The organism is Stenotrophomonas terrae (genome assembly GCF_001431465.1).
Lineage (GTDB): Bacteria > Pseudomonadota > Gammaproteobacteria > Xanthomonadales > Xanthomonadaceae > Stenotrophomonas > Stenotrophomonas terrae.
Genome location: NZ_LDJJ01000028.1, coordinates 113,062 through 135,616, shown reverse-complemented (window position 1 = coordinate 135,616; position 22,555 = coordinate 113,062). Strand labels below are relative to the sequence as shown.

Annotated in this window: 15 protein-coding genes; 1 reads left to right on the top strand and 14 read right to left on the bottom strand. The window is 63.4% G+C overall.

Features of this window, described 5'->3' with window-relative positions; genetic code table 11:
- Window positions 1–28 precede the first annotated feature (28 nt).
- From ABB27_RS09165 to ABB27_RS09155, 3 genes are all read right to left on the bottom strand, one after another.
- Window positions 29–3,721: a TonB-dependent receptor gene (locus ABB27_RS09165; protein ID WP_057628391.1), complete on the bottom strand. Its 3,693-nt coding sequence runs from the start codon at window positions 3,719–3,721 to the stop codon at window positions 29–31.
- Window positions 3,718–8,520, bottom strand: coding sequence for an OmpA family protein (locus tag ABB27_RS09160; RefSeq protein ID WP_152984508.1), 4,803 nt, complete (start codon window positions 8,518–8,520; stop codon window positions 3,718–3,720). The genes ABB27_RS09165 and ABB27_RS09160 overlap by 4 nt, the downstream gene beginning before the upstream one ends.
- A 439-nt stretch (window positions 8,521–8,959) precedes the next feature.
- On the bottom strand, window positions 8,960–11,278 hold the full coding sequence (locus ABB27_RS09155) for an arylsulfatase (RefSeq protein WP_057628389.1): 2,319 nt from the start codon (window positions 11,276–11,278) through the stop codon (window positions 8,960–8,962).
- A gap of 295 nt (window positions 11,279–11,573) precedes the next feature.
- Between ABB27_RS09155 and ABB27_RS09150 the strand changes: the two genes are divergently transcribed.
- Entirely contained in the window at window positions 11,574–12,542 is a 969-nt protein-coding gene (locus tag ABB27_RS09150; protein WP_083491224.1) for a SphA family protein, read from the top strand.
- 63 nt (window positions 12,543–12,605) lie between these two features.
- On the opposite strand, the gene ABB27_RS09145 is transcribed toward ABB27_RS09150, so the two are convergent.
- The 11 genes from ABB27_RS09145 to ABB27_RS09095 form a co-directional block, all read right to left on the bottom strand.
- Window positions 12,606–12,995 carry a hypothetical protein gene (locus ABB27_RS09145; protein ID WP_057628387.1) on the bottom strand — a complete coding sequence of 130 codons (390 nt, stop codon included), beginning with the start codon at window positions 12,993–12,995 and terminating at the stop codon, window positions 12,606–12,608.
- Between the two features lie 19 nt (window positions 12,996–13,014).
- Window positions 13,015–13,812 carry a transporter gene (locus ABB27_RS20340; RefSeq protein WP_152984507.1) on the bottom strand — a complete coding sequence of 266 codons (798 nt, stop codon included), beginning with the start codon at window positions 13,810–13,812 and terminating at the stop codon, window positions 13,015–13,017.
- 208 nt (window positions 13,813–14,020) lie between these two features.
- Complete coding sequence (locus ABB27_RS09135; protein ID WP_083491226.1) at window positions 14,021–15,088, bottom strand: BamA/TamA family outer membrane protein; 1,068 nt, start codon at window positions 15,086–15,088, stop codon at window positions 14,021–14,023.
- Between the two features lie 161 nt (window positions 15,089–15,249).
- Window positions 15,250–17,694, bottom strand: a complete 2,445-nt coding sequence (locus ABB27_RS09130) for a hypothetical protein (RefSeq protein ID WP_152984506.1) — start codon at window positions 17,692–17,694, stop codon at window positions 15,250–15,252.
- A gap of 223 nt (window positions 17,695–17,917) precedes the next feature.
- Window positions 17,918–18,463 carry a DUF4136 domain-containing protein gene (locus ABB27_RS09125; RefSeq protein ID WP_057628384.1) on the bottom strand — a complete coding sequence of 182 codons (546 nt, stop codon included), beginning with the start codon at window positions 18,461–18,463 and terminating at the stop codon, window positions 17,918–17,920.
- 57 nt (window positions 18,464–18,520) lie between these two features.
- A complete protein-coding gene (locus tag ABB27_RS20335) occupies window positions 18,521–19,081 on the bottom strand; it encodes a hypothetical protein (RefSeq protein ID WP_057628409.1) in 561 nt (186 codons plus the stop codon).
- A 2-nt stretch (window positions 19,082–19,083) separates the two neighbouring features.
- Window positions 19,084–19,887, bottom strand: coding sequence for a DUF2092 domain-containing protein (locus ABB27_RS09115; RefSeq protein ID WP_083491223.1), 804 nt, complete (start codon window positions 19,885–19,887; stop codon window positions 19,084–19,086).
- 75 nt (window positions 19,888–19,962) lie between these two features.
- Entirely contained in the window at window positions 19,963–20,337 is a 375-nt protein-coding gene (locus ABB27_RS09110) for a DUF1622 domain-containing protein (protein WP_057628382.1), read from the bottom strand.
- Between the two features lie 50 nt (window positions 20,338–20,387).
- Entirely contained in the window at window positions 20,388–21,314 is a 927-nt protein-coding gene (locus ABB27_RS09105; protein ID WP_057628381.1) for a formylglycine-generating enzyme family protein, read from the bottom strand.
- 128 nt (window positions 21,315–21,442) lie between these two features.
- Window positions 21,443–22,087, bottom strand: a complete 645-nt coding sequence (locus ABB27_RS20330; RefSeq protein ID WP_057628380.1) for a YidH family protein — start codon at window positions 22,085–22,087, stop codon at window positions 21,443–21,445.
- On the bottom strand, window positions 22,084–22,506 hold the full coding sequence (locus ABB27_RS09095; RefSeq protein WP_083491222.1) for a hypothetical protein: 423 nt from the start codon (window positions 22,504–22,506) through the stop codon (window positions 22,084–22,086). The genes ABB27_RS20330 and ABB27_RS09095 overlap by 4 nt, the downstream gene beginning before the upstream one ends.
- Window positions 22,507–22,555: the final 49 nt, after the last annotated feature.

Here is a 22,555-nt window from a genome sequence, read left to right as displayed (position 1 = left end):
GGCATCTGTCCTGGAGTGCGCCGCGCCGTCAATACATGCCGGTCATGTTGAGGAACCAGCCGCGATGGTCATAGTCGAAGTTGGTCAGGTCATCGCTGAACTCGGTGAAGTTGTAGCCAACGCCCAAACGGAAGTTGCGGCTGATATCGCGGTCCAGACCAACCAGAAAGCCCTGCCGGGTACCGCCGTCTGCAACGTCCAGCCATCGGTATTCGGCCAAGGCGTGCCACTGCGTGCGCAGTTCGTAACGCAGCTGCGCGGCAGCGAAATTGGTAGCCGAGTCGAACCACGGCCCATAGCCACGCTGCATGCGTACATCACCTTCGCGACGGGCCAGCTTCACCGCGTACTCCCAATGCTGGTCCTGTTTGTACACCCCTTCCAGAGACAAGACCTGGGTGCGTTGGTCGTACTGGGCACCGCCTACCTGGCCCAGCGTGGCCAGGTCATACAGATAGGTATAGCGGCCGAACAGGGCCCAGCGCGTGCTGTTCCATGGCCGCCAGGCAAAGCCCAGGTTGCTCTCCATGAAGCGCGCGTTGGCCAGCCGATCGTAATCGTCATCGGTATCGGAGTAGTTGATGCGTGCAGCGATGCGCCAGCTTTCGTTGATCTTCCATGTCAGCCGGTTGGTGGTTACCCACTGGGTGCGATTCTCCGCCCCCTGGTCCCGCCGCCACTCGATCTTGCTCTGCCAATCGGCGGCCGGTGAGGTATGGCCACCGCTGATGCTGACCGCGCGCCGGTCAACATTGGCGCCACCTGGCTTTTCCAGGTCTCCGCTCTGCAGGGTGAAGCCCATGTTCCAGCCCTGCGCCGGATAGAAGTCCATGCCGTAGGTATGCGCCAGGCCAGACTGCTGTGGTTCCTTGATGAACTGGCTCTCGTTGAACATGTTGCTGCGTTCGGACAGGCGCCAACGCTGGCCCAGCGTCCAGCCATTCTGGCGATTGGGTTCGAACAGCGACTCCTGGTCGGTGATGTCGGTGGAATAGGTGTAGCCGGCATACAGGGAATGTTCTGGTGTGAGCCGGTATTCGCCGCTCAACAGCGCCGCGTTGCCGCGATCGCCGACGCTACCCTCGGCAGTGACCGAGGACTGATCGCCGAACAGATATTTGCCGCCCGCAACCAGCGCATTATTGTCTTCGTACTGGCCACCATCATCGTCCAGTGTGGCCTGCACCAGGCCATACAGGTTCAGGCTGGTACCGAATTGATGCGCATACTTGAGCGCGCCCAATACGCCAGTCGCGCTGCTCAACAGGCGCTGCTCTTCGACCCGACGGACCTCGCCACTGAGTGTGTCGTAGTCACCGATGCGCCATTCCAGGCTGGCCTGCGCCTGGGTAAGCGCCTGCCGGCCGATCTCGGCACGGCTGTAACGTGCGTACAGGCTGAGATCGTTGGTCAGTTGCCCCAGCAGCTCCGCGCCATACTCGGTTACCGGCCGGTTGGTGTCGTAGCGGGCAGTTGAGTAGCCTGCATCGGTATCGCGCCACCATGCGCCTGCACTCCAGTCCAGCGTGGTCCAGCCCAGCTCCTTGAAATTGGCACGGGCTTCGATTGAACGCGCGTCGCCCTTGCGCTGGCCCAGCAGACGGTTGCTCTGCACGAAGCTCATGCCGCCGTTGTCCGAATAGAACACCGGCGCGCCAAACGATTCGGTATGCGCGTACTCGGCCTTTAGGTAGGTGCCCTTGCCAGCCTGTAGGGTCAGGTCGGCGCCGCTGAGGGTGTAATCCTCACCGCTGCGGTTTTCCTTGACGTAGGTGACGCCAACGCCGAGGTGATCGCCCAGCCACTGCTTGGCACGCACGCCCGCGGTGATGTTGTCATCATCGAAGTCGCTGGGGACCCATTCGTAATCCACCACCAGGCGCTGCTCATAGCCGTCCAGCGGGCTGTCGCGGGTGAGCGTGGGCACGTTCTCGCGGGTGATCTGCGCCAGCGGCCGGGTCAGCAACAGGCGCCCCTGCAGCTCGTTGATCTGGTAATCCACGCCGCGTACCAGTGGCACCCGCTGCTCGACGCGGCCGGTTGCCGGATCGCGGATTTCCAGCACCACGATATCCGAGCCCGGCAGGATGTCGGTGTTGCGCAGGTAGTACAGGCTGCCACCGGTGCCGGCAAACTCGTTGTGGCCCGGTGCGGTTTCAGCCTGCGATCCAAAACCACGCAGCTCGGTACGCGGGTCGCCCCAGGCATTGATCGCGCGTGAGCGCCAGTTCACCGCGGCGCCGTAGAGCGAACGCACGTACTGTGCATATTCGGTGCCGGTCAAGCCGGTGGCGTAGTTGCCCCACAGTGCCTGGTTCTTGTCCCAGTCCACGCGCAGATAGAAGCGCCCCATGGTGTCTACATCGCGGTAGGTGCTGGAATCGTCGCCATAGGTGGGGTAGTACAGATCGGGATCCAGCCGCCGGAAGATATCCTGCGGTGTGGCGCTGGTGAGTCCGTCAAACAGATGGCCCAGGTCCTGTTCGGTGGTATCGGCCTGCGCGGTGATCAGGTACTTGGCGCGCGCCTTGGCCTTCAGATAAAAGGCGAGCCGCCCATCGCTGATGATGTCGTCGCGGTAGCGCCCATCCACGCTCAACGGCGCGGTCGAACGGCCGATGTCGTTCTGCGCGATGGTGACATCGGCCAGGCCGATACCAAAGAAGTAGCTGCCGGACACATCCACTTCCAGCTGCTGGTGTTGAGCGACGGGCGTTGCACTGCCCTGCCCCGGCCCCTGCACGGCGATATCAAACCCATGGCGGCCGACAGGCATCAGGAATTCGGCCACGAACTTGCCTTCCAGGTCGACCGGGTAAGGCTCGCCGTTGATGCTGAGGCTGCGGCCCTGGGGCAAGTTCCGTCCCTGTATGCGCACCCGCGAGCCATACACCGCGATGTTCTGCTGGCGCAGGCCATTGCGCGAAAACACATCATCGACCAGCCGTTGCTGCTGCGCCTGGTCTACGCTCAATGCGCTGCCCAGGGCTTTCTCAGTGGTGTCGCGCAGGGCCCGGTTGCCCCGCTCTGCTTCTTCCGGCGTTACCAGCTGCAGGCGACTGGGTGCGGTTTCATCCCAGGCGCCATCGGCTGCATAAGCGCGCAGCAAATAGACCAGATCATCACCGGCGCGATAACGATAGCGGGCCGGCAGCACGCCATCCCATTCGGCCTGGGCCACACCGGTAGGCGCAACCGCAACCGTCGCCAGCGGCTCGATCAGGTCCAGGTCGGCCGCCCGGTACACGCGCAGCTCCATCCGCTGGATGAACGCGGGGTAGTTGCTGCGTATCGCAAACCGTACCGGCGCGATAATGCTCTGGCCGTCGTAAGCCGCGAATGACGGGGCCGACACCGCCAGCTCCGGCTGCCCGAGATTGGGATCCTCGGTTGCCCAGACCACGCCACCATCGGCCAGCTGCACCGAGAAACGGCCAACCGCAATGGCCTGCCCGGGTAGTTCCCGGGCAACGGTGACGCGCCGGTCCGGCTGCAACGCCTCTATCGAGGAACGCGGGCTGGTCCCTGTGGTAACCGGCTGGTCATAGCTACGTGTACGCAACTGGAACAGCAGGCCCTGCTCATTGCTGCAGCCGTTGTCGCTGCAGTCCAACGCTGGCGCTTCGGCCGCGGGTGAGGCAACGCCAGGCGGCACCTGCGCAGCGGCAGCGCCACTGGCCAACAGCCCGGCCAATGTGCAATCGAGCAATCTGCGCTTCATGGCGTTCCCTCCTGCAGCGGAGCGTCCAGCGGTGCATTGGGGTCGGATTCGGCCTGCACCCTGACTTTGTCGCGCAGGGCGGGCGACAACTGCGCGGTGATCGCCTCCTGTACCGCGCGGGCGCGGCGCAGCCCAAGCTTGACGTTGTAGTCGTAGCTGCCATGCACGTCGGTATGGCCGACGATGCCCACCTGGCCACCACCATCGCGCTCCAGGGCCGCGGCCATCTGCGTGATCAATGCCCTGAACTCGGGCCGGATGCTGGCCTTGTCGTTATCGAACAGCACGGTCCCGAGCAGCGCCTCCTCGTTGGACCAGCCGGCCACCAACGGCGCCTGCGCGCTGTCATCGCTACGTACGCTGATCTGCACCTGCTGCAGCTCTTCGGCCTGCAGGCGCGAGGCCAGCGCTGCCTTGAGCGCAGTGGCCCGGGCAAACGCCAACTCCGGCGGTTGCCCATCGGCGCTGACCAGGACTTCACCGCGACGGCCCCGGATCTGCTCGGCCATGCGGTCAACCACGTTTGCATAGCGGGAGGGGATCTCGGCACTGCCCGGCGCGAACAACACCTTGCCCAGTACCAGCTCTACCCGTTCCTCACTGCCAGCGATGCGCGCTGTCGGCAACCGCACACCCCAGTCGAAGCGCACCGGCAGCCCCGGCGTGATACGCCTCAGCAACGGATTGTCCGTGGTGAACTCGGCACCGGTTGGCAAGGTCGCCGGATCGACCTTGAGGATGAAGTTGCGCCCGCGTTCCCATGCGCCGCCGTTCACACCCACCAGGTGGTAGCGGCCGAACTGATCGGTTTCCATCAACAGCCCCTCGACCGAGGCGATGCGCACGCCGGGGATGCCACGCTCATCAACGCCGTCATTGCTGACCACATACTCGACCGTGGTGCCGTCAGCGCCCTCGAACACCCGCCGCTGTACCTGCGGCTGGGCAGCACTCAAACCCTTGCGTGCATCGCCGGAAAGCTCCATCCGGGTCTGTCCGGCCGGGTCCATGCGCAGGCTGAAGCCTTCGGCGCTGGTCAGCACGAAGTCATCGCTGAAATTCGCCGCGCGCAGGCGCTGACGGATGACGACCTGATGGCGTTCGGCCGGATCGGCATCGGATTGCCGTGCGGCGATCGCGCCCAGTGCCAAGCCCCGCAACAGCGGTGCGCTTGCATCGGCCTGCGCTGTCTCCGCACCATCGCGCAGCACGACGGTGGAACCGGGCACATAGTCCGCTGCGGCAAACCCGCCCTGCACGCTTACCTTGCTCAGGTCCGCCCGGTCCTGCCAACCATCGCCATCGCGGTCGTCGAATACCGTGCCGATGATCAGGCTCTCATCCAGTAGCGGATCCGGGCTGAGCACCACCTCGGCGGTGGCGATATTGGAAATAGGCGTATTGGCCGGCGACAAGGCCTGCGCTTGGTTGATATGGGAGCCCTGGCGCACGCCGGCGCCGACGCGCATCAGGTAGGCAACGGTTATCACCCCGCCGGCCGGCAGGTTGAGACCGCCCAGTCGCACCGGGCCTGCACCGCTGACAAGCAACGGTTCACCGCCGCTCTGCTGCAGCGAGCCGGCGACGAAACTGAAGCCCGCCGGGGTGCTGTCGACCACGCTGCCGTTGACTAGGTCGACCCCGCTGACGTTCTCGATCCGCAGCGTGTACAGCACCAGGTCGCCGACTTTCACTTCGCGCACGCCGGCGGTCTTGGTGATGCGCAGCAGCGGGTCATCGACCGGATGCTGCGTGTCGCAGTTGTTGCAGACCGGTGGTTCCGGTCCACCACCGCTGGGCACCACGGTGTTGTTAACCACGCTGCCGGCCTGCTCATTGACGGTGGCGTTGTAGCTCAGGTCATGCACGCCTACGGCGGTACCCGCAGGCAACGTACAGGTCACGATGTTGCCGCTCTGGCTGCACTGCGCCGGCAGCGCGGAGATCGTCAGGCCGGCGTCAGCACTATCCACCAGAACCAGCGGCTTGGTGGTGGGTGCATTGGCAACCACCGTGGTCAATGTGTAGCGCAGCACCTGGCCGCGCGCGACCTGGGTGCCACTGCTGGGATCGGCGGACTTGCTTACATCGACAACCGGGGTGAGCACCGGCGTATCGGTGCCGCAGTTGACGGTACAACTGGGGTTATCACCGCCGCTGGCCAGTACCGCATTGCGCACGCTGCCGGTGGCGTCGGCTGTCACCACCGCCGTATAGGTCAGGGCATAGCTGCCGATCGCGGTGCCCGCCGGCAGTGTGCAGACCAACGGACTGCCTGCATTGCAGCTATAGCTACCAGCATCGCCCATGGCACTGAACTGCAGGCCCGGCCCCGGCGTGTCGGTGAGGGTCACCACATCGGTGGTCGGTGCCACAGTTACGCTGGTGGTGAGGGTGAAGACCAGGCTGTCGCCCGCCTTTACCTCGGTCTGGCCTGCGGGCAGCAGCACGCTCTTGGCATAGCTGACAACCGGCTCGGACAAGGGGTTGTCAATCTGGCATACAGTGCAGCTGCCATCACTGGGCACCACGCTGTTGTGCACTGCCGTGGTGGCGGCGGCATTCACCTTGGCGCTGTAGCTGACGCTGTAGCTGCCTGCAGCGGTGCCGGTAGGCAGCGTGCACACCACAGGCGTAGCGGCATTGCAGCTGAAGCTGCCGGCGGCAGTCACCGCACCGAAATCAAGCCCGGGCCCGAAGGTATCGGTCAGCGTAAGCGGCGTGGTGAGCGCGCCACCACTGATCACCGAGGTGACCGTATAGACCAGGCTCTGGCCGCGCGCCACCGCGGTTCCGGCGCCGACATCGACGCTCTTGCTGGTGGCTATTTCCACCAGCGGATTGACCGTGTCGCACGTTGTGCAGGTGCCTTCGCTGGGCACCACGCTATTGCTGACCGATGTGGTGGCATCCTGGCCAACCAAGGCGGTATAGCTGACCGCGTAGGTGCCGGCCGTTGTACCTACCGGCAAGCGGCACACCACCGGATTGCCGGTCGTGCAGGAGAACGCCCCGCTGGCGGTAATCGCGTTGAAGACAAGCCCGGCGCCCAAGGTGTCGGTCAGGGTAAGCGGCTGGCTCAGCTTGCCATTGCCGCTCAGCACGGTGGTCACGGTATAGGTGAGCAGCTGGCCACGCTGCACGGCGGTGCCGGTGCCGACATTGACGGTCTTGCTGCTGCTGATCTGCAGCAGCGGATTGTCGGTCGAACAGTCGACGCAATCGCCCTGGCTCGGCACCACGGTGTTGTTGACTGACGCCGTGGCGCTGGCCTGCACGACCGCGGTGTAGCTGACACTGTATACGCCTGGCCCGGTTCCGGTGGGCAGCGTGCAGCGGATCGGATTGTTGCCGGTGCAGCTGAAGCTGCCAGCATTGGTGATGCTGCCAAAGGCCAGTCCAGCGCTGAGCGTATCGGTCAACACCAGCTCACTGAGCAGGCTGCCGCTACCCGAGATTTGTGTGGTCAGCGTATAGGTGATGGTGTCCCCGACCTGCACGCCGGTGCCGCTGCCAATATCGGATTCTTTGCGGGTAAGCACGTCGACCAACGGGTCCAGCGTGCTGCAGGGATCACAGGTGCCGGCACTGGCAACCACCGCATTGCGCACCGACACGGTTGCCGTTGGCGCCACCGTGGCTGAGTAACTGACATCGTAGGTGCCCGCAGGGGTTCCGGCCGGCAGCGTGCAGACCACCGGATTTGCCGCATTGCAGGCGAACGCGCCGGCACGGGTGATCAGGTTGAAGGTCAGCCCGCTGCCAATGGTATCGGTCAGCGTCAACGGCTGTGCCAGTGCGCCGCCGCTGATGGTGGTGGTCAGCGTATAGACCAGGATGTCACCAATCGCCACCTGCGCACCGTCGCCGACGTTCGAGCTCTTGCGCGTGGTGATCTCGACCAGTGGATTGACCGTATTGCAATCGGTACAGGTGCCGCTGCTGGGTACCACGGTATTGCTGACCTGGGTGACGGCACTGGCGTTGACGGTGGCGTTGTAGCTGACCGGATACGTGCCCGCCGCGGTGCCCACCGGCAGCGTGCAGCGGACCGGGTTGCCAGCCACGCAGCTGAAAGCGCCCGCCGAGACAATGCTGCCAAAAGTGAGCCCGCTGCTGAGCGTATCGGTCAGCACCAGCGGCGAGGTCAAACTACCATCGCCACTGACCACGGTGGTCACGGTGTAGGTGATGGTCTGCCCGCGTTCGACGGCGGTGCCCGCGCCCACGTCGGACCGCTTGGATGTGGCCACCGTCACCAGCGGATTGTTGGTACTGCACTCGGTGCAGGTGCCATCGCTGGGTACGACGGTATTGGTGACCTGGCTGACCGCAGCCTGCGTGACCACCGCGGTATAGGACACGCTGTAGCTGCCTGGGGCGGTGCCCGATGGCAGCGTGCAGATCACCGGCGCGGCATTGTTGCAGCTGAAGCTGCCAGCGCTGGTCACCGCACCGAACGCCAGACCTGCGCTGAACGTATCGGTCAAGGTCAATGTGCTGCCCAATGGGCCACCAGCGACCGTGGTGGTCAGCGTGTAAGTGAGGGTCTGGCCGATGCTGACCGAAACACCACTGCCTATATCCGAGCGTTTGACGGTATTCAATGTGCCAACCAGGGGCGTCACAACCGTCGAGGTATTGTTCGACGGATCGGTATCGGTGACGCCCGCTGGCGTTGCGATACGCGCGGTATTGGATACCTGTGCAACGGCCAGCGGGGGAAGCACTGCCAGCAGTACCGCAACAGCAGCGAGCCGCACAGCATCGGGGAGCCGAAAGTAGGAGTGGTTGGACACGTGGACTGTTCCCTGGCTGGCCCGGTGAGGTGCCCTCACCCACCGCTGTCGGCTTGAGGCGAGGCACCCACACAGGCGAGTAGTTACCGACTGGCTTTCGAGTCAACGCACTCAATGCGCACGGACCACCCCACGACCGCAGGCCGTCGCCACTGAATTTAGATCGCCGCTGAAGCGCTGATCCAGCGTAGATACACCGCAAAAACGCCAGTAAAAATACGAGCCACGTTGGGCTGTGGAGCTGCCCGGGTTCCGCCATGCAGTTCCAGCCGAACGCCCGACTGCAGCCCCCCATGGCGGCGAGCTGGCAACCGCAACTGCAGCCCGATCAGATGCAAGGCGCTATCCGACCAGGCCAGGCTTGGTCAGCCACTGTTGGCAGTAGGCAACGAAAGAACCTGCGCGCCACAGCTGGAAATAGCTGGATTGAGGTATTGCTTCAGTCTCTGGCCAGCTTCGCGGCGAACTTCTGTTCGATGTCTTCGTACGCGTCATCGGCAAGATCGAACACCACCTTCAGTACCGATCCGCCAGTGAACGGAAACTGCGGCTTGTATTCCTTGCTTACCGCGTCACCGCCGTCATAGCCGACGCAAAGACCCTCACCGCAAAGAATGTAGCGTCCGGTCTGCGTGCGGAACTGCGCACTCGCCATCGCCGCGTCATCCAGATGCAGCGTCATCGTGCCGAACGCCTCACCTTGCTTGCTGATGCTCTGCTTGACGAACTCGACGCCAACCACGTGCCGACCTTGCTTCGGCGCATCGCAGACCAGTTGCTGCTCCGGTGTAATGCCAAGGAAGTTGTAGACGTAGAACAGCTTGCCATCCTTGACGAACAGCGAGTAGCCGCCGAAACGTGAGCCCTGCGCAATGATTACGCCTTTGCTTTCGGGCGTGAAATCAACTTCGGCCAGCATCTTGAACGACACCCCCAGAGTCCGCGCTGCCGCCGCCTCGGGCACTTCCGTGGTGTTTGGATAGTAGACATAGCGCTCGCGCTGGGGCGCGTGATATTCGGCGGCGTGCATGGCGCGAACACCCAGATCGATCAGCGGCAGCACGTTGTTGCGGCTGGCTTCACTCAACCAGAGCGCTTTCAGCTGCTCCAGCCGCTCAGGATGCTTGGCGGCAAGATCATGCGCTTCAGCACGGTCACTATCGGTATGGAACAGCTGCCAGGTGTCCTTGTCGAAGTGCCCCTGATCGGATGGAATCGGTGCGTGATCGGTCGCCGCCTTCCAGCCGTCGTTCCAGATGCTGCGGGTACCGGCCATCTCGTAGTATTGGGTCTTCTTGGTGGTGGCGGCCTGCGCATTGTCAAAGCTGTACAGCATCGACACACCCGCCAACGGCGCCTGCTTCACACCGTCGACGAACTCCGGCATAGGCACACCACAGGCCTCAAGGATGGTTGGCACGATATCGGTGCAATGGTGGTATTGGTGGCGCACCTCACCCTTGGCACGGATGCCCTTGGGCCAGTGCACCACCAGCGGATCGCAGGTGCCGCCGGCATAGGATGCATAGCGTTTGAACATGCGGTATGGGGTGGAGAAGGCGACAGCCCACCCGGTTGGGTAGTGGTTGTATGTATCGGGCGAGCCCAGTTTGTCGATCATCGCCAGGTTCGATTCAACGTCGTCGGGATAGCCATTGAAGAACCGGTTCTCGTTGACCGAGCCGCTGGGTGAGCCTTCACCGGAGGCACCGTTGTCGGCACAGTAAAAGATCAGCGTGTTGTCCAGCTGACCGGATTCTTCCAGATAGTCGATCACCCGCCCGATCTGCACATCGGTGTACTCGGACATGGCGGCAAACACCTCGGCCATGCGGCTGAACAGCCGCTTCTCATCGGCGTTGAGCGTGTCCCATGGGCGCACCCTGTCATCGGGCGGAGTCCGGTCAGCGGGCAAGGGGTTGATCGGGGTAAGTACGGTGTCTGCAGGCAGCACACCGCGCTCGATCATGCGCTTGAGCGCCCATTCGCGGTAAGCCTCGTATCCGTCATCGAACTGGCCGCGGTATTTGTCGATGTAGTCCTGCGGTGCGTGGTGCGGCGCATGGTTGGCGCCGGGGCAGTACCACATGTACCAGGGCTTTTCCGGATCACACTGAACGCTGTCACGGATGAACGATACCGCCTTGTCGGCGATGTCCTTGGAGAAGTGATAGCCCTCCTCCGGCTGCGCAGGTTGATCGACGAAATGGTTGTCTTCGATCAGTTCCGGGTACCACTGGTTGGTTTCACCACCAATGAAACCGTAGAAGCGGTCGTAACCAAGACCCAGCGGCCAGCGCTTCTTGGATGCGCTCATGCCGAAGCCATCGACCGGCACGTTGTGGTTCTTGCCAACCCAGAACGTGCTCCAGCCTGCGTCGCGGAGTATCGACGCCATGGTGCCGTTCTCCAGCGGAATGTGGCCGGCATAACCCGGAAAACCGGTGGCGGCCTCGGAGATGCAGCCAAACCCATTGGCGTGGTGATTGCGGCCGGTGAGGAAGCACGAGCGAGTCGGTGAGCACACCGCCGTTGTATGCCACTGCGAGTAGATCAGGCCGTTCTTTGCCAGCTTGTCCAGCGTTGGCATCTGGATACGGCCGCCGTAAGGCGACCATGCCGCCTGCCCGGTATCGTCATACAGGATCACCAGTACGTTCGGCGCTCCGGCGGGTGCGCGTTTATCCAGGAATGCATCCCAATCCGCTTTGGAGTCACGGATATCCAGTTCGATACGACCGCTGAACTTGCCTGGCATGAGGATGCTCCTGAAAGGGAATTCGCCATCAAGGCGATGGCGGATCACCGATGCATTCTGTTGAAGGAGGTGAATTCCTTCCAGCCGGAAATCTGCTGGTACGCCCTAGGTAAAAATACCGGCGGCCCGCATCACGTCGAACAATCAGGCGATTGCAGCGGTTGTCCAACGCTGCCGGCAACAACGTAGTTTTACCGGGGCAGCCTGCGAGTGTTTACGTATTGCTCTGCTTTTGCGCATGCCGAATCCTTGGCATTGACGTTGCACGCACCTCCCTCCGCGCGGACCGGTGACAATGAGCACACAGCCCTCTCCCGTTGTTGTTGCCGGTGTGCTTGCCGGCTTCATTTCGCTGCTTGCGCTCAGCCTCGATGCGGGCGCGGTTGAGGGCGGGCTGGGCCGGTCGATCACCGGCCTTCAGGTCACCGACTACGCCGGCGTCGTCCCGCCCAAGCCCGGCTTGAACCTGGCGCTGGGCTACGTCCATTATTCCGGCCAGTTCGATACCGACCGTGAGCTGCCCATCAGCGGCGTTGCCGCGCTTGGCATGGACGCGACGTTTGACCTGTACTCGCTCAGCGGACTCTATGTCTGGCCGGCAAAGACCGGGCGCTGGAATTTCGCCTCGCTGGTGACAGTCCCTTTCGCCAGCGTCGATCTCAGTGCAGACGTATCGGCAGGCCCGTTCAACCGCAGGGTCAGCGACAGCTTCAAGGGTGACCTGTACGACATCAGCTTTTCTCCGGTAATCGCCGGCTACCATTTCGATGAAACCCATCATCTTGCGCTCTCGGTCTCGATATCCGCACCGGCGGGCAGCTACGATCCCAACCGATTGGCCAACCCCAGCCTCAACGCCTGGATATACACGCCTACCGTCGCCTATACGCAGCTGGCCAGCCACGGCACCGTGGAATGGAGTACCGCTGCCGGTATCGACTTCTCCACCCGCAACGACGCCACCGACTACCGCAGTGGTGCGGTCTTCCATATCGACTCCCAGGTCATGAAGCGCTGGCAGAACGGCTGGGGTCTGGGCGGCGTAGGCGGCTGGCTGCAGCAGGTCGGCGACGACAGCGGTGCATTGGCCGATCGCCTGGATGGCTTTCGTGGGCACTCACTGGCGGCGGGCGCGATCATCTCCTACCAGCACAAGCATGAGGATATGAGCATGTCGGTGTCCCTGCGTTGGCTGCATGAGTTCGACGTACGTCGCCGGCTCGAGGGTGATCCGCTGATGCTCAGTGGTTCCATCTCGTTCTAGGCTAAAAACGGCACCGACAACCCGGAGTGACGCCGGTGCCGTAGAAGACCTTGTAGTCGCACTTCATTCGCGACTCAGATGCAACTTCAGGCCTTCGGCGGTATTGCGCACCAGCACCAGATCGATGTCCGGGTTTTGTCCACGGACCTTGATTAGCACATCCTCACCGTCATCCATCTCGGCCTTGTACAACGAACGCCCGTACTGGCTGCGGAACGCATCGCGGATGAGATGCGCTGCGTGATTCTCGTGCGTGCCGGCCGGGATCGGCACCACCAGCCGGGTTGCTTCAGCGCCCTCGGGGGTCAGCGAAAGCTCGATCTCACCGGCGACATCGGCGGTGTGATTGACCGCGATCCGCCATTTATTGGACGGCTCTGCACCGGCAACCTGCGCCAGCATCGCCAGTGCGCAGGCCAGGGCCAACAGCCAACGGCAGGGATTGGGTTGCATGACGAACCTCTTTGGCGGATTACTCGGGAAACACCAGGGTGATGGTCACACGCGCCGTCCAGCGGTTGGCCAGGCTCGGTCGCTCGACGTTGTAGTAATAGCCTCCACCGATGCTGACCGGCTGCTTGCCAAAGCGCAGCACCTTGGCAACCGCACCGCCCAGTGGCACGGTCCAGTGCTCACCGCTGCCTGCCTCCCAGTTATAGGAGGACTCCGATGACAGCGTGAACGACCAGCCGTTGCTGAGTGAACGCGACAGAAAGGGCTGCATGGCGGTATTGCTCACATCCTCGCGGGCGTCATGTCCGCCTATCGTCCAGACGTGATTGAGCAGCCCGCCCATGGTCCATTTGCCACGTTTATGCACCAGCACGAAAGCCGGCCCCACCGAGTACTTGCCGGTGCCAAGGCTGTCATGGTTGGCGGTATCCAGCATCGCGGCGAAGCCGAACCCCAGCTCGGTCGGGCTGTGCTCGCCGGGTTTGGTGGGTATGTAATAGCCCTGCACGAACAGATCCCCCAGGCCTTGCTGATGCTGTGGGAACTCGTTCCACTGATAGGGCAGGATCGGCCGCAGCAGGAACTTGCCGTGCTCACCAACGAACGGAATGACCGGTTGGATCTTCAATTGCTGGTTGTGCTGACCATTGCCAACGTCACCGAGGTAGTTGTACTGGAACGGTACCGAGACCAGCGCCGCACCCGGGTCGGCCAGTTTCTGTGCAAGCTCATCGGCCGAGTGTGTGGCCGGCGCCTGCGCCAAGGCCAGCGCCGGCATCAGCACTGCCGCCATCAATGCAGGAAAGCAGGTCTTCATGGTCGCTCCCGGATCGGCATCAAGCGATTTATCGCAGTGCGTGCAGCCTGCCGCCAGCGCGTTTTTACCCGATCACGGGCAGTAAATTTACCTGCCGGGAAACCTGTATCCGCATCCGTTTGCATGCCCGCCCCCACCGCTTTCCTGCAGCTGCAATGCCCGCCAACTGCCGATCATCGCGTTCACCGGCAATCCCCTCTGCTGCCGCTCAATGCCAGGCACTGCCCATCTGGATGTAAAAGGTTTCGTCCTCTGGCCCCCACGCATAGTCGATGCCGGCATACATGCCGAGCTGGCGCACCAGCAGGTAGCGGAAGCCGGTGCCCTTGCTGACCCTGCTGCTGCCATCGTCGAAGCTGTTGTGGCGGCCCCAGGTGCGGCCTGCCCCCACGAATCCGACCAGGGCCCAACGCGGACTCAGGTTCCAGCGCAGTTCCGTCTCCACGGTCGCCGCGCGACTGTCCTGGTAGCGGGCCGAGCCAATCCCACGCATATCGATGTACGGCAGGCGGTAGAACGGCACCTCGCCATTGACCCAGCGCGCATCGGCGCGCAAGCCGAGCACGGTGCTGGCACTCAACGGCAGATAGCCATAGGCATGCGCGCGATAACTCTGGAAGTCGTTGTCGCTGCCCAGCGCCTTGGCGTAGGCATTGCCCTCCACCATCGCCAGCCAGCCCCGCGATGGCGTGAACGGGTTGTCGCGGTTGTCATACTCCAGCGACAGGCCCAGCCCGGAGCTCTTGCTAGCCAGCTCCCGGTCAGTGAAGAAATCGCGGTCGCTGTCGGTCTTGAAGGACAGATCCATGTCCATGTAGATCCAGGCCAGACCCACATACAGATCGCGCCTGCCAAGCCGGCGGAACACCTGCTGGAACGAGGCAATTCCCTCGGTCGTGTAGCTGATCTGGCGAGGCGGCAGCAGCCGGTTGCCGGGGCTGTGGAAGTCCAGATTCACCGACGCCTTGCCGACACCGCCGCGGTAGCGCCAACGATCCTCGTCGAAGTGCAGCATCGCGCCAACGCCAGCAGCTTCGGTGCCGTTGGACGTGCGCATGGCCATGACCCCATAGATATCGGGCGCCACCATGGCCGGCTTGTCGGTGCTGCCGGGTACCGCGGCAGGCTGGGCATTGGGCCGGAAGAATATCAACGCAGCACCGCCGCCGTTTCCCACCGCCGGGTCGGTGATGATCACCGGCACGGGCAGGAAGCCCCCTTTGCGTTCAAGCAGCCATCGCGAAGCATCTATCTTGCCGTCCTGCGGATCATGCATCAGCTGCCACAGTCCTGGTTTGTCCGCCGCTTGCGCCGCATCCGTGGTACCAGGCAGTGCAACGCGGGGCGGCGGCTGCTCGGCAGCGGCCGCCGTAGCGCAGCCGCCGCCGAATAAAAGCGCAGCCAGCAGCCGTTGCGGCGTGGCGCTAAGGGCAGCCATCAGTGCCGGAAACCGCCGCCATGCAGGCGTCCACCGCCCAGCGCCGGTCGAAAGCCGCCGACCGGACGGGCATTGCCACCCGCACCGCGTGGCATGTTGACCTGGGTAGGCTGGCGGGCGCTGATACGCTCGTCGCCACGTTCGCGTGCAGCTCGGTCACGGTCCAGTGACTGCCGGGTCTGCCCGCCCAGGTTCTTCGACGTATCGGGCCGGGTGACCTGGCTCCAGCTGCCGTCATCGTAGTGATAGACATGTCCATCGTGACCGGCATAGAGGTTGTCGTTGACGTCCACCACACCGCCGTGTTGCAGCGTGCCGGTATCGGCGTTGTAGTGGAAAGCGCCGGCACCCCTGGCTTCGCCACCGGCTTGGGTTTGGCTATCGAAGGCGCCGCCAGCGACGGCCCCATGTGGCCCCGCCACAACGCCACCAGCCGCTTGCGTCACCCGCCCGCTGCGCTCGTTGACCACCGTGCGTGCGCCACCGGCAGCGGCACGGTCGGTATAGGGATTCACGGCCGCCGCGCCACCGCCGGCCACCACTCGTCCGGTCTGCGGGTTGTAGCGGATGCCCTGCGCTGCGGCGGTAGTGGTACCGGTATAGGCATTGGTCTTGATACCTGCGCGGCCGGCACCACGGCCGCCGCTCGCCTCGTTGTAGAAACCGCCGCGTGCGCCCCGGCCGACGTTGCCGGTCCATGGGTCAGCCCAAGCCGCAGCGGTACCGCGAACCGCTGCATTGCCCCAGTGACCGTAGACGTTCCAGGCGGCAGCACCACCACCCCACCAACCCCAGGCGGTGGCAGGTCCGTACCAAGGCCCCCACCACGGGCTATAGGGGCCATACCAGCCGTCAAACCAGCCCCAGCCCCAGCCGAATGTCCAACCGACCCACGGGTTCCAGCCGAAGTAGACACCCATGCCATAGGTCAACGGGCAGCCATACCAGTAGTTGCCTACCCATGGCCTGCAGGGATAGGCCGTGCCGTACACCACCACGTTGTCTGCCACCACGGTGCCGTAGTAGCCGGGTGTGTAACCGACATGCACCTCATCATTGTCGTGCGAATAGATGCGCACATAGGTCACGTAGTGCAATGGCGAGCGCGTGGGAATGCTGTAGATAACCGCCGGCACCGACGTCGCCACCGTCCACGGGCCGGTCGCGGCGCTGGCGCTGAACCAGATGCCCTTGTCGACTGCATAGAAGTGATCGGCATCCACCCGCAGCACCGGCGTCGCGGTGTTGCGCGCGTACTGCAGCCGGGTGCCTTCGACCGGTGCAAAGCTGGGCACACCGTCGTAGACCACGTCCAGATTGACGCTGCCGCGCTGTACGCTGGCGGTCTGCGGAATGCTGTTGGCGATCAGCGCTTCGCGCGCTTCAGGCGTACCTGCAATGGATGCCAGCACGCCGCTCTTGGGATGGTCGGGCGGAATCCTGGCAAAGCCGGCCGGCAACTGTCGCGACGGGACATACAACCAGGGGCCACGGCTGCTCGGCGCACTGAACCAACGTCCCGACACTAATACATACCAACGATGCCCGGCCGCCGCGTCGACGAAGACGTCCGCGCCGGTATTGGTGACATAGCTCAGCTGGGTGCCGGCGATGGCGGCGAACTGAGGTTCGCCCTGCACCGCTATCAGTTCAGCAGCGCCACTACGCACATGGACATCCGGCCATTGCCCTGCATCGAGCATGCTTTTCAGTGCTGTCGGCGGCTCGGCCATGGCGTCTACCTGGCGGCTGTCCACAGCCGCCTTGCCAGCTTGCACCAGCGCGGCATCCACGCTCGCTTGCGGGCTCCACGGCCCGCTGAGGGTGGCGGCGCTGGCCCAATGCCCGCCCAACGCCAGGTAGTAGCGCCCTGCCCGCTGCAACAGCAATGAGCGGGTATTGATCACCCGCTGCACGTCGGTCTCGCCGCTGGCTTTCAACACAGGCTTGCCATCAATCAGGATCAGAACCGCAGGCACGGTGCTGAAGATGATCTCGGGCGGGTCGTTGCGTACCGCCAACGACGGGGCCGGCGCGCTGGCGCCGGCAATGGCAAGCGCCGCTTCCAGCTGATCCAGCGACACGGTCAAGGTCGGCGTCGCCAACAACTGCTTGCGCGCGGCAGCAAGATACGCTGACTGGCGATCGGTGGCGGTCGGAAAATTGGCATTGCTGATCTCGATCTTCGACAGCACGGTGGCGCGGGCCTGCTTGTCCACCTGGGTATGCGCGCTGAAGTCGAGGGTTCCGTAATCGGCGCTGGGCTGCGGTTTGCCATCAGTGCCGGGGTGACTGCCGGTATCGACCGACATGACCATGCGACCACGCAGCGTCTCATCCTGCCAGGACAGCAACTGCGGCTGGTGCAGCTTGAAGTTGATGCCGTCAGCAGCGTAGCTGCGCGGGAATGGCCGTGCGTCGACGCTGTCGGTCGTGGCTGTCACCGCTACCGGCGGCTGTTGGCCAAAGGCAGCGCCTGCATTGCCAATTGCTGCGACAGCGATCAGTAGCCAAGCTGCCGCTGTTCTTCCACCAAGCCATGCGCTGCGCATATGCCACCCCGATGCGGACGTCCCGATGCCGGGAGCTAAAAACGGCGCGGGCCCGGAACCGGCCATAAGCCAGTGGGAGAGGGCCGGGCCCACGCCAATACAAACGCGTTGTGGATCAAGGGGTGGCCGAACCCGCCGGGAACTCGGCGAACATCTTGTTCAAGCCCGCCTCGACGGCTTCGTTGACCTTCTCCGGCGAACTCGGCACCGTGCCGCTGGCCGTGCCCCGCCAGATCGCCTGCTGGGTGCGTGCGTCGAACATGTCCAGCACCAGCGTTCCCACATCGTAGGTGTGCACGGTCGTCGTCGCCGAGCCCACGCCACCGCCGCCAGCCCAGCCGCCGCGCCAGCCCCAACCGCCCATGCCGGTGCCGGAGTAGAAGGTATCCAGGGTCTGCTTCTGCGAGGTGGCCACATGGGCGGCCAGGGCGACATCGCCGCTGCTCTGGCCTTGTGTCCAGCCCTTGGCCCGCAGCCGTGCGTCAATACCGTCGACGATCCTCTGCTGCACCAACGGCGCAACACCGGATGGTTTCTGCGCCCAATAATAGGAATGGTAGGAGGAAAAGTTGGCATTACTGGCCTGGTCGGTCTTGACCGTAGGTGTTGAGGTGCACGCGGCAAGCGTCAAGCTGGCCAGTGCCATGGCGAAGGTCTTCATTGCAGTTCTCCAGTCGGGGGTGGCCGCGGCCTGCGGTGGCAGACGTACGGAATGCGATCAGCGCGGAGGATTGACGACGATGTACTGCACGTTGGTTCCGTAGTACTGCGGTTGGTACCAGGTGCTGCCACATTGCTGGTAGGCGATGCCATTGATGACGGTGGTCACGCAGCCGGGTTGCAGTGAACTGACTATCGAGCCGATCACTGCCGAGGAGACCGCAACACCGGCTGTCACCGCCGCCGCTGTTGCGAATGGATGGTCATCCCAATCGTTCCAGTGATCGTGGTGGTCGTCATGTACGTCCACATCGACGTTGACGTTGCGGTTGATGTCGCGATTCACATTGCGGTTGCGATTGATGTTGGCATTGGCGTTTGTATTGCCGCCACGGTTGATGTCACGGCGAACGGCCGGAACATTGCCCTGCCGGTTGTGTGCCGGGCTGGCCGCTGGCCTGTTGATGCTGGTACGCGCGGATGCACGCGCACCGCCACCGTGGCCGCCGGGCCCGCCTCCCGGCCTGGCCGCCTGCAGCTCAGCTGCCATGCCCATCGCGAGCACCAGCAACACGCCCAGCGCTGGACGCCGCAAGCGCGGCTGTATGAAAGTGTGCATGTTCATTTCTCCTGCGGCTGCATGGCAACCGCATCGACCACCAGGATGCCGATCCGTGCAGCGTCCGGCGGCGGGGTGAAGGTGAAGGCCGCAGGTTCGATGACCGCGCGCACATCCCATTTCAATCGTGCCGTATACGCTGGCAACGCCGGATCATCGTGGCTGATGATGACGATCCTGCGCGGCAGGTGATCGCCCTGCCCGATCCACAGCTGCCAATCCACGTCCGGTTGGCGGAAGGCGTACTGCTCGACCGCCGTGCCATCGACGCTGCCGCTGCCGACATGCATCGCCGAGGTGAGCGTGTTGCGCGGCGCGTTGGCACTGCCCCATTGGAATAGATCGGCCAATGGCAGATCAATGCCGTACTCGGTCCACAGCTTTGCGGCCAGTTCGCTCAATGTCGCGTCCATGCCGTCGACGCTGGCGTAGTACTTCAGACGCGGCGAGTACAGCGTCATCGTATTGCCGTTGTAGAACAGCTGGCGATGGGTTCGGTCGCTCTCCATGTCCACGAACAGCTGTCGCGGCGGCTTTACCTGGTACTTCAGCTGGCTGTCCAGTTCGATCTTCTGGCCACTGTCGAGCACCACTTCGGTGCTGGCATCCGAAGCGAGCGTGAACTGCTTCAAGGCGCGCAGCGCCGCGCCCATCTGTTCCAGCGCGGCAATCGCCTGGGGATCAACGGCTGGGCTCTGCGTGCTTGGCGCGCTGGCTGCCTGTTCGGCTGCCTGTGCGACCAAGGGCAGCAGGGCCAACAACAGTAGCGCCATCGCCGCGTGGCGCAATCGTATTTTCGTGTTCATGCTGATGCTCCGATTACGTGACCCGACGCCGCATGGCGACCATCGGAAAGGTTGCTCATCTGTCTGACCCGGTAGCTACGCGCCCTGGCCTGTTTCCAACGGCGGCCGTGGCCGCTGCCGTGCCTTTATCTCGGTGATGTCGCGTTCCAGGAAGTAGTTGAGGAAGGTACGGATGAGCGCCACCGCACCCAGCTGCGCGATCGCTTCCCAGCTCGGCACGATTGACGACTCGATCACGTCGGCGGCCAGTTGGAAGGTCAAGCCGGCAACCAGCCAGCGTCCATAGTCCAGCCAGATCTGCCGTGCCCTTTCGTGCGTATCCGGCTTGAACACCTGCTGCACAACCCGGATGAACGCAACCACCGTGGCGAAGCAGATGATCAAGGTCGCCATCAGATCAATGATGTCCACTGCCGGCTCGGACATCAGCAGCAGCCATTGCCGGATCATGTCCGTTCCCCGCATTGCACTACTGGCAAGGCAAACAGCTGCATGGCCGCCTACCCACGCACCACGCAGCGGAACCCCAGATGCGAGGTTGCCGTATCGATGCACTGCGCCATGCGTGCTGCCGGCCGGTAACGCCGACAGTAACTGGGCGCACACAGATGCGAGCCGCCTTTGGTGACGCGCCGCGGCACCACAATGGGATTTCCAGGGTCGTGGCTGTTCTCGCACGGCCCTCCACGCGGGTTGTCGACAGCGCAGCACGGTTTGCCCTGTACGTCATGGTGGGCGGCGTACCAGTCATCGGTCCACTCCCAGACGTTGCCTATCATGTCCAGCAAACCATAGCCGTTGGCGGGAAACGCACCGACCGGCGACGTCCACTCATAGCCGTCGTCCTTGTCATTGCGCCACGGGAACTCGCCCTGGAAGGTATTGGCCATGTGGCGCCCTGCCGGCACCAGCTCATCCCCCCACGCGAACTCACCTTCAACCTGGCCGCCGCGCGCAGCAAACTCCCACTCGGCCTCGCTGGGCAGGTGCTTGCCCGCCCAGGCGGCATAGGCAGCAGCATCTTCATGCGCCACGTGGACCACCGGATGCAGGTCCAGATTGTCGATGGAGCTACCGGGCCCGCGCGGGTGGCGCCAGTCCGCGCCGGCGATGTAGTGCCACCATTGATAGTGGTTGGAATGATCCACCGGCCCTGGCGGCGGCACGAATACCACCGACGATGGCACCAGCATCGCTGGATCCGCGCCGGGATAGTCCTCGGCCCTGGCTGGCCGCTCGGCCAATGTGACATGACCGGTGGCCTCGACGAACTGCCGGAACTGATAGTTGGTCACCGGGCCGGGATCGATACGGAATGGCCCAACCCGCACCTTGTGCGCGGGCCGCTCCTCCGGGTAGTGATCATCCGAGCCCATGACGAACACACCACCGGGTATCGAGACGGGAACTTCATTCGCTTGGCACATCTAAGCTCTCCCTGCGGTCTGCTGCGATTGAACCGATGCTGTTGTCGTTGCCTGCGTTCGACATGTACTTGATCAAGGCGTCTGCGCAGGTACCGGCAAGACGGCTGCCTGCCCTGCTGAACGTCCGCTCAGGCAAATGGCGCGACGTTGAAGACCATGCTGACGATGGCGAACAAGCCGAGCAGCCAGAGCAGACCTGCGGTTATCAGGGTTGCGGAAACCGGATAGGGGCTTTCCCCATGCAACAGACCCTGCTGCACCATGCTGTTCCGCTCGATACGCAGGGCCTTCATGAAATTCAGGTGATAGACGATGCCCAGCGTCAACGCCAGGATGCCGAGCCCGACCATCGCCACGCCGAAATTGCGCGGCGCATCGGAGGCCAGGCGTACCGCCGGTTCGTGCAGCAGTTTGTTGAACACCTGGAAGATGGTGAAACCAAAGCTGATCAGCGACAGTGCCGTACGCATGATCGACATCAGCGTGCGATCAGCACTCATACGCGTACGCTGGAACGACATGCCGGTACGCCGCATCGACATCTCGGTACGATCATCCGAAAGATCGGTGCGATATTCGGACAGATCGGTACGGTGCTCGGACAGACCGGTGCGGTGATTGGACAGGCCGGTGCGGTACGCCGAATAGGCAACCGATGCCTGGTCACTGTTCGCCGTGTCCACCTCCGGAACCGGCGGCACCGGCTGCGGCACGTTGCGGTGCGGCCGTGCATGCTGCTGCAGCTGTGGCGCTGCCTTCTTATGGTGCTTCATGAGTCGCGTCCGCCGGCCTTGCGTGTTCTCCACCACTTGGCCACGCGTGCAACCGGCCCACGCAGCAGCAGATAGGGAATGAACGCCAAGGCCACCGCAATGACGAAGGTCTCCAGCGGATACTTGAAGCCGCCATATACCTTGAACTGGTAGAAGACATCCATCACCACGCCCAGCAACAACACCCGCGTGACCGCAGTGACGCCCTCGCGGAAGGATCGGATGCGCTCGTCATGCGAGGAGGACATCAGCCCTGCCATATACGGCGAGCGCCCGAGCTTGGCATCCTTGATGCCGTCATGCAGGGCAGCAATGAAGGCCATGGTTGGCTGCAGGAAAAAGCGGAACGTCATCGGCCCATCGGTTCTTCCGAACAGATCGCTGGCGAACCGATGCAGATACTCCAGGAAGCCATCCACGTGCCGCACTCCTTCGACTGAGTGCGCAGCATGGTCGCGACGACTGGCA